This is a genomic window from Sinorhizobium sp. BG8 (assembly GCF_016864555.1).
Lineage (GTDB): Bacteria > Pseudomonadota > Alphaproteobacteria > Rhizobiales > Rhizobiaceae > BG8.
Genome location: NZ_CP044011.1, coordinates 2,465,835 through 2,480,099 on the forward strand (window position 1 = coordinate 2,465,835; position 14,265 = coordinate 2,480,099).

The following is a 14,265-nucleotide window of genomic DNA, read 5'->3' on the forward strand; positions in this document are numbered from 1 at the left end:
ATACAGTTCAATAATACACCCCCGTGAGGGCTGGTTTGTGCTTGATCAAAGACCCGCGGTGTCTTGGAAACGGATGGCGGCAGCCGATGCTATTCGACCTACGCACCAACGGGCATACATCGGGCCAAGAAAACCGCCCATCAGACGTCCAGTCAGCGTCACTGGAAGGTTGTAGTCGATAAACACCCTGAGATCGGAAAACACCTTCATCGCCTCGATGTCAAAGCCCATCCGATATGAACCGATGACCAGGAGGAGGGGTTCGTTCGTCGTTTCCCAGACTTTGCGGGTCGGTGGTCGCCGCTCGATGATAGTTTCTTCTACACGGAGCCTCATGCCGAGGATTGCCCCGGTCATACGTACGCGCCCGCCAATTTCTCGGCCCTCGGTCTGATCGAATTCGTACGACATTCGACCGCCGAGCATCATCATCGACGGTTGTGACATATGTCCGGCAAGACGACGATGATCGTCCAGATACGAAAAGAGTGTCTCGGCCGACGCTTGGATGCGAACCCTGGAGTTGGCCGAGTACTGGTAGCTCATTTTTCTTCGTCCGACGCACTTCGATGATGGCCGTGGCCGCCATGCCCGCCATGTCCGTGAAAGAGGTGCATGATGGGACACGCCAGCAGCACCAGATAGGGCAGGAATCCAAGGGCGTGGCCCCAATGCTCCCGCAGGACGAAGAACAGGCCGATGACGACCAAAGATGCGGCCATAAGCGTCCAGGTCCGTGACGATGTCATAGTTTGACGCTCCTCAACCTAAGGGAATTGCCGATGACGCTGACCGAAGACAGCGCCATTGCCGCAGCCGCGATGATCGGGGAAAGCAATATGCCGAAGGCCGGGTAGAGAACGCCTGCGGCAACCGGGACTCCCAAGGTGTTGTAGATGAAGGCAAAGAAAAGGTTTTGGCGAATGTTTGCCATGGTGACGTGGCTAAGCTGCCTGGCTCGCACGATGCCCTGAAGATCACCTTTCAGGAGCGTAACCCCGGCGCTTTCAATCGCCACGTCTGTTCCGGTCCCCATGGCTATGCCCACATCCGCGGCCGCCAGCGCTGGCGCGTCGTTGACACCGTCGCCGGCCATTCCGACGATCCGTCCCTCACTTCGCAGGCGAGAGACGATCTTGCTCTTATCCTCGGGAAGAACCTCTGCTTCGACTTCAGCAATTCCCAGTCGCCGGGCAACCGCTTGGGCCGTCGTCTTGTTGTCGCCGGTGAGCATGACGGCGCGTATTCCCGCGTCCACAAGCGCTTTGACGGCGTCCGGGGTGGTGGCTTTGATCGGGTCGGCAATCGCAAACAGCCCAGCCACGCGTCCGTCCATGGCCATGAAAATGACCGTAGCGCCATCGTTGCGCAGCTCCTCCGCCTTGGCTGTCATGGACGAGACGTCGATCCGCTCTTCTTCCATGATCCGATGGCTTCCGAGGATCAGTGTGTGGCCATCAACCTTGCCTGTGACGCCTTTGCCCACCGGGCTGTCGAAGTCCTGAGCGTTGCCTATCGGGACGCCGCCTTCACGAGCGGCGTTGACGATGGCGAGGGCCAACGGGTGCTCGCTAGAGTTCTCCAGGGTTGCAGCCAGACGAAGCAACTCCGTCTCTGACAGCTCGGGGCCAGGGATGATCGCCGTAACCTTGGGTCGCCCCTCGGTGAGGGTCCCCGTTTTGTCGACCACAAGCGTGTTCACTTTTTCAAAGCGCTCAAGCGCCTCGGCATTCTTGATCAGCACCCCGAGGCGCGCGCCGCGTCCAACACCGACCATGATCGACATCGGCGTCGCGAGGCCGAGCGCGCAGGGGCATGCAATGATGAGGACGGCAACGGCCGCCACTAGCCCATGGGCGAACTTCGGTTCGGGTCCGAACGACATCCAGGCGACGAAGGAGATGACCGCGATCACGATTACGAGAGGAACGAACCATCCCGAGACCTCGTCGGCGAGGCGTTGGATAGGTGCGCGCGACCGTTGGGCGTCCGCGACCATCTGCACGATCTGGGAGAGCATCGTGTCACGGCCGACCTTGCCGGCTTCCATGACGAAGGCACCAGTCTGGTTCATGGTGCCGCCGATCAGCTTCGCGCCAATCTCCTTGGTCACCGGCATCGATTCACCGGTGATCATGGACTCGTCCACCGAACTGCGTCCTTCGAGAAGCATGCCGTCCACGGGAACCTTTTCTCCCGGACGAACACGCAGTCGGTCTCCGACCGCCACGAGATCAAGACCGACGTCTTCCTCCGAGCCGTCCGCATTCACCCTCCGGGCGATCTTGGGAGCCAGATCGAGCAGGGCGCGGATTGCGCCGCCCGTCTGTTCGCGTGCCCGCAGTTCCAGCACTTGTCCCAATAGAACGAGAACCGTGATGACGGCTGCGGCCTCGAAGTAGACGGCAACGGAGCCTTCGCCTGAACGGAATGTGGCGGGAAAGATGCCCGGGAATACCGTGGCGACGACGCTGTAAATCCAGGCGACCCCAGTGCCCATCGCTATCAATGTGAACATGTTGAGGTGTCGCGTCACTATTGACTGCCAGCCCCTCTGGAAGAACGGCCATCCCGCCCAGAGAACGACCGGGGTCGCCAGCACCATCTGCAGCCAGTTCGACGACTGCGCCCCCAGCAGCATGTGAAGGTTTGTCAGGTGGCCCCCCATTTCCAAGGCGAGAACCGGCAACGAGAGCACCAAGCCAACCCAAAAGCGGCGCAGCATGTCCCGGTACTCTTCGCTGGGTCCGGTCTCGGCGGTGGCGATCACCGGCTCCAGGGTCATGCCGCAGATAGGGCAGTTGCCTGGGCCGATTTGCCTGATCTGCGGATGCATTGGGCAGGTGTAGACCGTACCTTCGGGCACGGCCTGCGCTGGCAGCGTGCTGGGCTGCCCGGAGCCCGGATGTTGTCCGTGGTGATGGTGGCCGTGATGTCCATCTCCGGAGAGTTCGTGCCCATGCTTGTGAAGTTCGTGTTCCATGCTCGTCTCCGGCCTAGATTGCGTTTTCATAGGTTACGAACGACATCATGCCCGTCGCCATGTGGTAGAGGTGATGGCAGTGGAAGGGCCAGCGACCCGGATTGGTTGTATCGAACTGAACAGCCACTTCGGCCATGGGTGGCACGAGCACCGTGTCGCGGATCGCCCCGTTGATCCGTTTGCCGTTCACCGCCACGACCTGGAAATGATGGCCGTGCAGGTGCATCGGATGGGCCATCATGGACATGTTCCGCATCGCCAGTTCCACGCGGTTCCCGGTCGTCACCTTCATCGGCCCGTCCGCGCTCCCGATCTCCCAGATGTAGGAGGCCATGTCTCCCGTGAGTGTCAGTGCATATGTCCTGTCCGGGGCGCGCTGCGCGAGGGATTGGGTCGCCACCAGCATTTCTTCGACAAAGAGGTCGAGCACGGGGCCGCTTTCGGTCCCGCTCGCATTGAGTTTTGAAATGTTTGCACCTTGGGTGGTCAATATGATGCCCGTTCGTTCCTTCGCTCCTTCACGCAGGGCGAGAATGGGGAATACTCCAGAACCAGGCGGAAGTTGCAGGCGAATGTCGAGCCTTTGACCCATCGAAATGGGGAAGCGAGCGCCCGATACAGGGACTACCTCATTTCCATCGACCGCAATCAGGTCGCCAGGAAGGGTGCCTGTGTCGATCGTGAAGGCAGTTGCCGTTGCACCGTTGATGATCCGCAGGCGGACGCGCCCTCCCTTTTCAACGGCTACGATCTCGGGATCATCCAAGGTACGGTCGTTCGCAAGGTAGGCGTCGTACTCGATGTCGTTCAGGTCCATGGCTGGCATGCCTGGCATCGCCATGCTGCCCGACATGTGCTGCTGATGCATTCCCTCCATGCTTTGCATCCTGGTCCTCACATGGTCGGAAGCCCCGCCATGTCCCATGGCATCGGTCGCGCCGGGAGCCTTCAGTCCGGCCAGCAATTCCTCGGGTGTCTTGAAGGAAAAGTCATGGAGCAGGATGACGACTTCCTGTTCGTCACGCGCCAGGTCGGCCGCGGTCCGCACGATCAGAGGGGCCGCCAGAAGCGTCTGCTCCTGAAGCGTATGCGCGTGCATCCAGTGCGTCCCTCCCTGTCCAACTGGAAATAGGTAGTGCCGGGTTTCGCCTGAGGTCAGCAGCTTGGCTGGATTGTCTGGTACCCCATCCATGCCCCATGGGGGTGTCAATCCATGCCAATGGATCAGCGTATCTTCATTCGTTTGGTTCAACAGGTTGACATCGAAATCGCCTCCAGCGTTGAGGACCAATCCCGACTTTCCATCCGCCGCACCGAGTCCAAATACGGTCGCGGCTTTCCCGTTCACCTCCAGGACGCGTTTGGAGATGGATAGCTCGGTTGCTCCGTTGGTCGCTGCCTGGGCGTTGTTCAGCCACTGGGATTTTACAATGGGCACGAAGGCAGCTGTGCCAACGGCCAGCGTCTTTAAGAATTCTCGGCGTTGCATGGTGATGTCTTTCGATCCGGTCGAAAATCGACCTGCTGATATTTCGGCCCGAGACTGGTCAGGCCGGGTTCGTCAAAGCAGGATCGATCGAGGTGGCTCGAAAACGGCAGGGGAGTCTTGGCCCGACAGGCTGATAAGCCGGTCAGTGAAATATGCTGGCGTGGGTTCGTACCCCAAAGCCACGGAGGCGGGAGAAGGGATGCTCCCGATACACACAGCACACGTTTTGGCGCAACAAAGATTGTCCTTGAACGCGTTGTTCTGATGATGATCTGCATCAGCAGGTGCGAGTTGCGGAGGTGCGTGAACGGTTCCGACCGCCACTCCCTCCGTGTGGCAATCAGTTGCCATGGCCTGAACGGGCGCGTTAAGCAGCAGGCCCGCAACGACAGCAGCCATGATGAACTTCCACAATGCCACGAACCTATTGTGAACTGCCATTCTCTCAGCTCATTGTCGCCGTTTACAGAACGATAGTCGCCTTCCTCATGTACGCCTTGATCTTCATCAATATAAACCGAAGACGCTTGTCAGGATACGGAGCAGCAAAGTGCGGTCGGGAGTCTTCATTTCAGCCTTTGCCGCGGTCATCCTTTTCGCGTTTCAGTCCACTGGACAGTCGATTAATGAAGTGGTGGCGCAGCGTCAGCAAGACATGAAAGCCATGGCTGCGGCCGCGAAAACAATTGCGACCATGTTCAAATCACCGGATACCTACTCGCCAACGGCCTTCAGGGACGCCTCAGAAGCGATCAAGCGTTACTCAGGTACGAGGCTCGTCGCCGACTTCGCGACGGTAACGGCCGTGAAGGGTTCCGAGGCAAACGAGTTGATCGCAGCAGAACGGGAACGGTTCGCGCAGCTATCAAACGACCTCGAGAGATACGCCGAGGGACTGGCCGACGCAGCCTCCGACAGCCCGGGCTCCATGCCGAATGAGATGCGAATGCGGATGGGCGAACAGGTTAGCGGCGGGCCACTCGCAAAACGCCCCCGGAATGAATCCAACCGAGCCGCAATGTCGGCCGAACACACGTTCCATATGATGCTGGAGACGTGCACATCGTGTCATGCCCGATATCGGGTGAGAGATTGACGAGCCAAGGCAGCGGCTGGCAGCTTGATCAATGTCGCTGTTGGTGTAACCTCTGATCTTCCTATCTGAAACTCGTTGCCGACACGCGCCGCAGCCTGCGGCGCGTGTTTATGCTACGTGTTCAAGCGACGTGGCTGCAGCACGATTTGTTGAAGGCGGCCCCATAGCCCGCTTCTTCGATTGCGGCGATGAAGGCTTCTGCTCCGATCGTGGATTCAATGGATGCCGTCTTTGCCTCGAGATCGACTGCAATCTTGGCCTCGGGATCGACGGACCTTACTGCCTTCTCGACCGCGCCCACACAGTGGCCACAAGTCATATCCGGAACATTTAGATGGATCATTGGATAGTCTCCTGCTCGTTTCATCTCAATGAAGATGGGGCCTCCAACGATGGGAAGGTCAATAGCGTTGGTTCGAATTTTGCCTGCCCGTGTGGGGCGCAATTTTTGCCTGGACGAGAAGCATGGCGGGGAGGGAGTGTTGACAGCGCCATTATATCCGTTATTCTGGATTAATGGATATCAATGTAGCAATCGCAGCGCTTGCCGCACTCGCTCAGACCACCAGGCTCGAGACTTTTCGACTTCTCGTCCGACACGAACCCGACGGCGTGCCAGCCGGCGAACTCGCCCGCCTTCTCGAGGTCCCGCAGAACACCATGTCCGCGCACCTTGCGACACTGTCACGCGCGGGCCTCGTGACAAGCGAACGCCAGAGTCGCTCGATCATCTACCGAGCGGACCTTCAGGGGCTGCGCGACCTAACCCTCTTTCTGTTGAAAGACTGCTGCGGCGGCTCGAGCGAACTCTGTGCGCCGCTGATTGCCGAACTTACGCCCTGCTGTGCTCCCGAGGTGAAGCCGTCATGAGCGACATCAGGTTGGAGCCAGTCCCGGGAGGCGATCCAGAACTGAAGCTGGCGCTGTCGGCTTCCGGTCTTCCAACTGAAGACCTCCTGGTCATCGCGCTCCACCTTGGGAGCAGGTGGACGGTAGTGATGGCCACTTTCCGGGGAATGTTGGGCGTGCAAGAGCGCAGTCTCTCCCGCGCTTTGCTGGCTCGCGCGGGTGCACTCGCGATCGCGGCTTGGGGCATGAAGAGTTCGTTCGAAATGGCCTTTGGTTCGAAGCTGATGCTGACCTACACACTCGACATGTGACTTCACGGAGTCGACGCTGGGATTCTTCCTAAACTACGGGTCGATTGTCGGGCTCTACACTTCGATCACACATTACGGTCTCGCTGGCGTCCGCAGACACCTCGCTCGTGAACGTCCCATACCGATCTCTTGATAAGAATAGTCGAATAGCCGTCGGTTCTATCTGACGGAAATGTAGACATAATCCAACGGGACCTTAGCCACGCCGGCGGCATCCGAATGCCGTAAGATCGCGACGATGGCCGAACCTATGACGTTGCGGTCGCTCCGGATGCCCGCTTGTCCCCTTGCGTCGGCAGCTTGTCTTCAGATCGCTGCCGTCAGCTAAAACGATATGCCGATTCGTTTCTATCGATCTCGAAGGCACTTGGTCTTCGGCCAGTTGGAGCTTATTTTCGGCTCAAATTTCCTCGGGCGATTTCCGGGTGGCTTCTGGGCGGCGCTCACGAGAGCGATACGGCCTCACAGCATGATTTCTCATCCCAACCGCGGGGCTAGCCCGCTTCGTTTGGTTGCAACGCCCCAAAGTGGAACGTCTGTCGCTCAAATGCCGCGAAAACCAAAGAAACACCATCGCCTCGAATCGAGTTAAGGAGCTTCTCGTCGAAACATGTCTCGATCTTGCCTGGCAGCTCTTGATCCTCTTCGGCCAGCGAGAACCGCGAATTCTTCCACCATAGATCGGGATAGTAATGCTTAGCGATGAGCATGCCAAAAGATCGAGGAGATAGTTTGCGTGATGAGGCCCATCGATCATCGCCGGACATACCGATGTGGAAATGCGCCCCAGGATGTCGCACGCGTTTGTACTGGCTCTCGCTGTACTCGAACCGCACACGCGGAATGTAGTTGCCAACATTGAGGCTTGAAATCAATGACGAATACTCTTCGTCATTGATCTCGTCTCGTTCTAAAGCGTCCTTCAATTCATTAAATTCGGCAAGGGCATCCGGCGAGCCACTCACTCGAGGATTTGGGTAGTACGCCAGCGCCCAGTCGCCCCCGGAATCGTGTGAGAACTGAAAGTATGCGAGGTCTTTTAATATGAAATTGTAGTGCGATAGGGAGAGGCCCTTTTCATAAACGACCCCATAATCTCTCGACGTAAGACTGGTCTTATTGAAGTCTTCAGACCGGGGCAGTGCCACTAAATAGACCGTGTGTTCGAGAAATTCCTCGCTTTCGAAGAAAGCATGGATCGCCCGGATGCTCGCATTGAAGTCATCCCGCGTCATTAGTCTTCCTCGACCAAGCTCGCCATATCCTCATCAGACAGGTTGAGCTCATTCTTCAAACGTTCCATTCGACGCTTGGCCTCGACCAGGCGGGCATGCTTTTCTTCCAGACCACGTTGAATTGTGTTCAGCTGGCTCATGTTTGGCATAGTGAAGCTTAATCGCGGGCTATTCTCGACCGCGGCGTTAATCTCCGACGCTAATTGAGAAAAGGTCCTAGTGGCCATGCCGAAAACGCGCAACCACCCCTTAGTACGGGTAAAGGCAACAAAGAGCTTGTTTCGGCCGGTTCTCGTCTTCAAGGAGGCTGCATCGGCACCCACGACGATCACAACCGCGGCCTCATTTCCTTTGGCGCGATAGACGGTGCTCAACGTCACTTTGCCATCTATCCGGAACGGCGGTTCGCTGTATTTGTCGATGATGATATTATTGCAAGGAATGCCGACGGCCAGAAGCCCGTCGGCAATCTTGGTGAAGTAGCTCCTAGCGGTGCGGTCATCCAAGCTCACTACCAGGATTTGATGTGGATGAATGCCTTTATCAATGAAAGAGCGTACCTCTGCCACTGCGGCTTCGACTTCTTCGCCAAAGGAATCAGCTGATTGTCCCCGAATAATCGGAACCTCAGCAGGCGTTTCCAAGACGCTCGGACTATTCACAAGCGGACGCTCTACAACATTTTCGCTGCCTGACGTGAAAGTTCCCGACACCACGTCATAGCCGACGTCCTCCCAGTGCTTGGCATTCTCGAGCATCTGGACAATTTCACCATAGATGCCGAAACCTACCGCGTGTGCGAGGATCAACACGTCGCGTTGATTTCGATACGAGCGTTGGAGAACGAAATCGTTTGTTTCAGTTCCTCCTGGCAGGCTGCGGGTCAGGGAGATGCGAGGTTGCCCGTCAGTGTCTTTTCCGAACAACTGTTCGGGCTCTCGTACCTTCACGTCGAATACGTTCTGAAGCTCATCATATGCCCAGATGATCTGCTTCCGATCGCGGTCGCCTTTTGCGAGATAGAAGCACATTTGGTAGAAGCCGTCGGGAAAGTCCTGACCTTCATCCACCAGAATAACATCATAGTACGGGGCAACAACGCCTCGATCCACCAAGTCGCGGCAGACGGTGCCAAATGGATCGCTGACGTTGCTTACCTCATTGTACGACTTCGGCGAGACGCCTGCGCGGATACAGGTATCACGATAGACGCCAGGCAAATTTTGCCGCCCCCAACCATGGCGAACATGGACGTTATCCCAGTTCGGATCGACCTCTGCAAAGTGCCGGTGAAACCGAGTGATCAATCGCTCAATGATATCTCGGAGACTCCGAGTATAGTAGGTAATCAGAATCTTCGCGTTTGGATTTTCAATGTGCGCAAGCGCGGCCTTCATAGCCAGGATGACCGTTTTGCCAGTGCCGGCCAAACCGCGAATGCGCTGGGGCCCTTGAATGGCGGTTAGTGCAACCGATCTCTGTGTTGCATCGAAATTATAGATCACAGCTTCGAGGTCGCGATATGCTCGGGCTACCGGATGTACTTCCTCGTCTTCTTCGGCATCCAGTATTTGTCCAAGGGCCTTTGCGCCTTCGATAATGGCTTGAACCTCTGCAATTTGAGTGCTGTCGAGCGGGCCACTCTCTTGTTTGAGCAGGCGGAAGAGTTCACCGTCGCTGCCCGCGAACTCGACTTCGTCGTTGTCAAATTTTTTCGGATCAAGGTTTGGGGCGTAAATGATTGGAACGACGTCAAAAATCAGCCGACGCTTCTTTTTCAGTTGCAGGCTCTTTCCCATCAGGGACTCTGTCGTGGCGGCCGCTTGAAGGATGCTGATGGCATCTCGCTTAACGTCCGCCCTGTCGGACGACAACGAAATCTTGACCAGTTTTATACCCTGTGTATCGCCCACCACCGTCAAGTCGGAGCTATGGGTTCGGCCGTCGTAGTCTTTGACTTGGGGCCATCCGGCATAGAGGACGATCTTTTCGGTTAGGCCAAACACCTCTCCCGCACGGACTGCGCGAACCAGATTGTTCGCAACCGCATCGTTCTCGCGTCGCCCGATGGTGGGGATGAAGGTTACCGGCATGAAGTATTTTCCCTATTCTCTAGCGGGCGACCCTAGTTCCAGCCCGTTTTTAGATCAAGTCGTCGGCACAATAGCCATTCCCACCGAACCGACATCTCTCTCGGAGAATTGCTCGGCAGAGCCGGAGAGACACCAGACCTACCGTTGGTGTTCCTCCATGACGGAAGGCCCGTGAAGCCCGGCTATCATGCGATCAAGATCAAGGCTGGCCAGTTTTCCGCGCTGTATTTCGGGGCGATTTAGGAGGCCTGGTCGGATATCTTAGTCCAACTCTGGGACATCGACGAAAACGAGCGGACACATATATCAGCCGGGAAGTTCTCGGCCACCGACCGCAAGTTTTCCGAACACGTCCGTCTTGACGGCTCCGCCAAGTTGACCTTCGAAGTCAGCGATGGCGTCCGCCCGATGCAGTTATTCTGCGCGAACGCTTCTAATGCGGAAGACGGCGCTCTCCACGTCGCGTTGACGCCGCGTCCGGCGAGTTGCAAGCCACACGGTCGGCCTTGCGCCACTAGGGCGCGAACCTTGAAGGCCAGCGGGACTGGAAAGCCCGCTGCCCTCCGGGCGCATGGCTGCGCCACCGCACGACGAATTCGGCCACACCCGGCACCACCCTGACGGCGCGCTTTTCCGCATCACCAAGGAAGGGTCCTGCAGCGGTCGTCGGCGGAGGCTACAAAAGCGACATGCGGGGATTCGGGAGTGTCATGAGCGACGACGATATCCGCGCCGTGCTCGCTTTCAACAAAGGCACCTGGCCGCAGCCGGAATGGGAGTATCAAGCGGAGATTAGTAGTCAGGAGCGAGAAACAACTCATTAACAGACGGCGTGCGCCAGTCGGGTCATCTTCAATTGCGCAGGCTCACAATCAAAAAGAGCAATTGTCGCTTCCAGCCGCTGGCGGATGGAAGCGAAGGCGCAATCTTATAGATTCTCACGCAAAAGTGAACCATAAGTTGAATTTTTAAATTAGAAAATTGTTCTATGGTGGGAAAAATTGAAGTCTTTAGTTAGGTAAAGAAACCTAAGTATAGCCTATAATTAAAGACTCCAAATAGCGGTCGATGCAAAGTTTTTCCCTTTGATGGTCGGCCAAAATAGTTTTGTTTGATCAATACTTTTTATTCGCGCTAAAGTAGTGGAAAAAAGGATCGGATGGTGCTTCCATTACAGCGCTGCAGCACTCGACGATACCTAGCTGCCGGACGGCGGTAGAATGGTTTGTTCCTAGTATACCTACAGGAGGAGGCTGAGGTGGTAGCACACGATGAAATGAAAACACGTGCAGTCGCATATCTTCGGAATGCCTGTGCAGACGATCTCAAGCTCGTGGATCAAAGAGCGCAGATCGAGCAGTTTTGCGCGGCACGTGGATGGCAGTTCATTGCAGAATACGCTGACAGTGGCTGTAGTGGTACTGATGGGAAGCGCCCACAGTTCCAACGGATGATTGCTCGGGCAGTCGATATTGACCATTCTTTCGACGTCGTTGTCGTGACCACGAACAGCCGTTTCTTTCGAGGTATGCGCGGATTAAATCGTTATGTCCAAGTGCTGGAGTGCGCCGAGGTCCGTTTAGTTTCGATTTCCGAAGGCGTGGCAGGCGCTCAGGATCGAACTACTATGAGACGCCTCATGGGAAAGTTCGGCGAATATCTCTCTCGACAAGACAGTCTGTACATCAGGGCTGCATTGGCGATGCTGCCGAGAGGCGGATATTCGACGGGGTCCCGCCGGCCATATTCCACTGCAACCGCTGTTCTACCCTATGGAAGAACCCGGCAAAGACTCGTTGCTGACTTGCTGGAGGCCAAGAACGTCAAATTGGTTTTCCAACTATTTCTCTCGGGTGATGGTGCGACGGGGCCATTGGGAACAAAAGAGATCGCCAAACGCCTAAAATTACCAATGAGACGAAGATTGTAGCAACGTCCTCCACCGCCGATCGATCGATGTTCGCTCCAGATGATCGTATTCCATTCAGCGGATAGGGGGCGACGCATTCACGTCGGTGGCTCCGTGAGGCCGCGAAATTCAGTAGGTTTGCCAATAACAAAGAAGTGACCGCTTAACGGAGCGACATATGAAGACGCGTGGCAACCAGATGTCCCTACTGCCATCTTCAGGGTTCTCTCGAGCGCGATCTGTGACCGAAAATTTTCGCCCACAGTCAAAGTTTCCGTGCCGCATGCAAACAAGAGCCAGCGGACGCTGGATTGTCACGACGGTCTTCACAACAGACTTTCGAGTGACCGATATTGAAGTACGCGCCCTCAGAGCCGGGCTTGCGAGCACTATCATGAGTGCCCTTTTTGACATCGGGCGGGAACCGAACCGTCCGCCTGGAAAATGAAGGATGATACCAATGCCCAAAAAGCCCCCCGAAACTCTTGCATCTGAAAAAACGGATTTCGGGCGGAGAGGCTCGGTCTCGGCGAGGCGGAAACTGCTCCAGGGTAAAACGACGAACTCCACGTCGCTGGCGAGTTTGGCGGTTCGGGCTGTTGCGTATTGCCGTGTTTCTACGGGAGAAAGCGCTGCGAGCAATTTGTCGATTCCAGATCAGGAGCAGCAGCTAAAGCGGTATATAAAAGATAAAGGATGGATACTTGTAGACGTGTACAAGGAAGAGGGTCGGAGCGCAAAGACGACAAATCGACCGATATTTAAGAAAATGATTGATGATGTTCTTAATTCTCATCCAAAAATTCAAAAACTTGTTGTTTATCATACTGCAAGGTTCTCCAGGAGGATGAGTGATTTTGATAGATATGAGACAATGTTATTCGAGAACGGGATTGAACTCGTATTTGTTACACAGAATTTTTCTAAAGACATTGGGGGCTTTATTGGGAAAGCTGCATCAACGCTCGTTGATGAAGTGCACTCAAGAAAAACTGCTGAAGACACAAGCCGAACTATGACCCGGCTAGCGCTGGAAGGGTTCTACGTAGGCGGAGTACTCCCTCTTGGTTACAAGGCCGTTCCAGTCGATTCGGACCCGTCGCGCAAAATTATTGTTGTGAACGAGGAGGAGCGCCCACTCGCGCGCCGCATCTTCGATTTGGCGTTGTACGGCTCTCCCGACAGCCCTCCGTTGGGTGTTAAGGCAATTGCCGTTAAGCTAAATGAAGAACACATCTGCATTGGTCGGATTCGGCGGTGGAATAAAGCCCACATCCATAGGATATTGACCAACCCGATTTACAAGGGCACCAAACTTTACAACGAAAATGCCAAAGATGAACAATGGCTGAGTCGCTCGCCGGAGCTCATAGTCATTCCCGTACCTGCAATCGTTACTTCAGAGGAGTTCGAGGCTCTCGCGGAGCAGCTTCAAAGCAAAGACCCGCGACTTGGCACGGCAAAAAAGTTCTCCAGTCCGCTCCTATTATCCGGGATTGCCTTTTGTGGGTGTGGCGCGGGAATGACGCTCTCAACCGGAAGAAACCACGTTGGCAAAGATTACCGCTACTATCATTGCGGACGGGACGATCGGTTTGGCAAGTTCGACTGCGATGGACCCAGAGTTCCCGAAACAACGCTCGATGAGATTGTTATTGATGAGATCATTACCCAGGTACTCGATCCGCGACGCATTCGTTCTCTTTTGGAAAAGCTGAGAGAGCATTACCTCGCGGAGCAATCCGAGCGAGAAGGGCACGCCCAGGCCCTGCGGGACCGCCTTAAAGTGGCTGAGCAGACCTTCGAAAATTTGTACACGATCGCAAAGCATTCACCGAATTTGGCCAAGGAGCCGTTGATACTTGAGCGCTTGGAAAAGGCGCAATCGAATCTTAGCCAGTGCAGAGGCGCTGTCAGGGAATTGATCTCTGACAAGGAAGTGGCAGGTATCAGCGATGACCAGATTGATTATTTTTCTTGTAAGGTAATCGATCATCTCCGGCATGGTGAGCCGGCGAGTATCAAGCGTTATTTGGGCTCCATTTTAGAGCGCGTGATTGTGACAGGCACTCGCAAGGAGGCAGGCACGACGATAACAATCGTCGGAAAATATGCTGAACTCGAGGCGGCGGTTAAGCGTGAATGCTCTGATACTGACAATTTAAGCCAGACGCCACGTGTTCGTGGATTTGTCAGAAAATGGTGCCCCCAGCAAGACTCGAACTCGCGACCCCCTGATTACAAATCAGGTGCTCTACCAACTGAGCTATAAGGGCATCATTGCTGGAGGGAGTTATCAT

General features: G+C 55.7%; 11 protein-coding genes, 1 tRNA gene and 2 pseudogenes. 6 read left to right on the forward strand and 8 right to left on the reverse strand.

Going from position 1 to position 14,265, the window contains the following annotated elements; genetic code table 11:
- Positions 1-45: 45 nt before the first annotated feature.
- The 4 genes from F3Y30_RS11545 to F3Y30_RS11560 are packed head-to-tail and all read right to left on the reverse strand — an operon-like array spanning position 46 to position 4,472.
- Positions 46-546 (reverse strand): SRPBCC family protein, encoded by a 501-nt coding sequence (locus F3Y30_RS11545; RefSeq protein WP_203422871.1) that lies wholly within the window; start codon positions 544-546, stop codon positions 46-48.
- Positions 543-749 (reverse strand): DUF2933 domain-containing protein, encoded by a 207-nt coding sequence (locus F3Y30_RS11550; protein ID WP_203422872.1) that lies wholly within the window; start codon positions 747-749, stop codon positions 543-545. Before F3Y30_RS11550 ends, F3Y30_RS11545 begins: the two co-directional genes overlap by 4 nt.
- Positions 746-2,983 (reverse strand): copper-translocating P-type ATPase, encoded by a 2,238-nt coding sequence (locus F3Y30_RS11555; RefSeq protein WP_203422873.1) that lies wholly within the window; start codon positions 2,981-2,983, stop codon positions 746-748. The genes F3Y30_RS11550 and F3Y30_RS11555 overlap by 4 nt, the downstream gene beginning before the upstream one ends.
- 13 nt (positions 2,984-2,996) lie before the next feature.
- Complete coding sequence (locus F3Y30_RS11560) at positions 2,997-4,472, reverse strand: multicopper oxidase domain-containing protein (RefSeq protein WP_203422874.1); 1,476 nt, start codon at positions 4,470-4,472, stop codon at positions 2,997-2,999.
- 634 nt (positions 4,473-5,106) lie between these two features.
- Here F3Y30_RS11560 and F3Y30_RS11565 point away from each other — a divergent pair.
- Positions 5,107-5,568, forward strand: a complete 462-nt coding sequence (locus F3Y30_RS11565) for a cytochrome c (RefSeq protein ID WP_281435462.1) — start codon at positions 5,107-5,109, stop codon at positions 5,566-5,568.
- A 121-nt stretch (positions 5,569-5,689) separates the two neighbouring features.
- On the opposite strand, the gene F3Y30_RS11570 is transcribed toward F3Y30_RS11565, so the two are convergent.
- The gene (locus tag F3Y30_RS11570; RefSeq protein WP_203422875.1) at positions 5,690-5,911 is read right to left on the reverse strand and encodes a heavy-metal-associated domain-containing protein; all 222 of its coding nucleotides are present in this window, start codon (positions 5,909-5,911) and stop codon (positions 5,690-5,692) included.
- A gap of 173 nt (positions 5,912-6,084) precedes the next feature.
- Between F3Y30_RS11570 and F3Y30_RS11575 the strand changes: the two genes are divergently transcribed.
- From F3Y30_RS11575 to F3Y30_RS26350, 3 genes and pseudogenes are all read left to right on the forward strand, one after another.
- Positions 6,085-6,438, forward strand: a complete 354-nt coding sequence (locus tag F3Y30_RS11575; protein WP_203422876.1) for a metalloregulator ArsR/SmtB family transcription factor — start codon at positions 6,085-6,087, stop codon at positions 6,436-6,438.
- Positions 6,435-6,728, forward strand: coding sequence for a hypothetical protein (locus tag F3Y30_RS11580; protein WP_203422877.1), 294 nt, complete (start codon positions 6,435-6,437; stop codon positions 6,726-6,728). Before F3Y30_RS11575 ends, F3Y30_RS11580 begins: the two co-directional genes overlap by 4 nt.
- Before the next feature lie 156 nt (positions 6,729-6,884).
- Positions 6,885-7,053: pseudogene (locus F3Y30_RS26350) on the forward strand (enolase C-terminal domain-like protein); the annotation flags it as partial.
- Between the two features lie 169 nt (positions 7,054-7,222).
- Here the strand turns inward: F3Y30_RS26350 and F3Y30_RS11585 are convergent.
- Entirely contained in the window at positions 7,223-7,963 is a 741-nt protein-coding gene (locus tag F3Y30_RS11585) for a DUF2290 domain-containing protein (RefSeq protein WP_203422878.1), read from the reverse strand.
- On the reverse strand, positions 7,963-10,056 hold the full coding sequence (locus F3Y30_RS11590; protein WP_203422879.1) for an ATP-binding domain-containing protein: 2,094 nt from the start codon (positions 10,054-10,056) through the stop codon (positions 7,963-7,965). Before F3Y30_RS11590 ends, F3Y30_RS11585 begins: the two co-directional genes overlap by 1 nt.
- A 93-nt stretch (positions 10,057-10,149) precedes the next feature.
- Between F3Y30_RS11590 and F3Y30_RS26355 the strand changes: the two are divergent.
- Together F3Y30_RS26355 and F3Y30_RS11600 are read left to right on the forward strand one after the other, a co-directional pair.
- Positions 10,150-10,677 (forward strand): annotated as a pseudogene (locus F3Y30_RS26355) (DUF6428 family protein).
- Between the two features lie 637 nt (positions 10,678-11,314).
- Positions 11,315-11,986: a recombinase family protein gene (locus F3Y30_RS11600; RefSeq protein ID WP_203422880.1), complete on the forward strand. Its 672-nt coding sequence runs from the start codon at positions 11,315-11,317 to the stop codon at positions 11,984-11,986.
- 2,179 nt (positions 11,987-14,165) lie between these two features.
- Here the strand turns inward: F3Y30_RS11600 and F3Y30_RS11620 are convergent.
- A tRNA-Thr gene (locus tag F3Y30_RS11620) sits at positions 14,166-14,241 on the reverse strand.
- Positions 14,242-14,265: the final 24 nt, after the last annotated feature.

Excerpts from the sequence above, each read along its gene's own strand:
- F3Y30_RS11555 (WP_203422873.1), bottom strand. The coding sequence starts at position 2,983 with ATGGAACACGAACTTCACAAGCATGGGCACGAACTCTCCGGAGATGGA.
- F3Y30_RS11580 (WP_203422877.1), top strand. The coding sequence starts at position 6,435 with ATGAGCGACATCAGGTTGGAGCCAGTCCCGGGAGGCGATCCAGAACTG.
- F3Y30_RS11550 (WP_203422872.1), bottom strand. The coding sequence starts at position 749 with ATGACATCGTCACGGACCTGGACGCTTATGGCCGCATCTTTGGTCGTC.
- F3Y30_RS11575 (WP_203422876.1), top strand. The coding sequence starts at position 6,085 with ATGGATATCAATGTAGCAATCGCAGCGCTTGCCGCACTCGCTCAGACC.
- F3Y30_RS11560 (WP_203422874.1), bottom strand. The coding sequence starts at position 4,472 with ATGCAACGCCGAGAATTCTTAAAGACGCTGGCCGTTGGCACAGCTGCC.
- F3Y30_RS11545 (WP_203422871.1), bottom strand. The coding sequence starts at position 546 with ATGAGCTACCAGTACTCGGCCAACTCCAGGGTTCGCATCCAAGCGTCG.
- F3Y30_RS11570 (WP_203422875.1), bottom strand. The coding sequence starts at position 5,911 with ATGATCCATCTAAATGTTCCGGATATGACTTGTGGCCACTGTGTGGGC.
- F3Y30_RS11585 (WP_203422878.1), bottom strand. The coding sequence starts at position 7,963 with ATGACGCGGGATGACTTCAATGCGAGCATCCGGGCGATCCATGCTTTC.
- F3Y30_RS11590 (WP_203422879.1), bottom strand. The coding sequence starts at position 10,056 with ATGCCGGTAACCTTCATCCCCACCATCGGGCGACGCGAGAACGATGCG.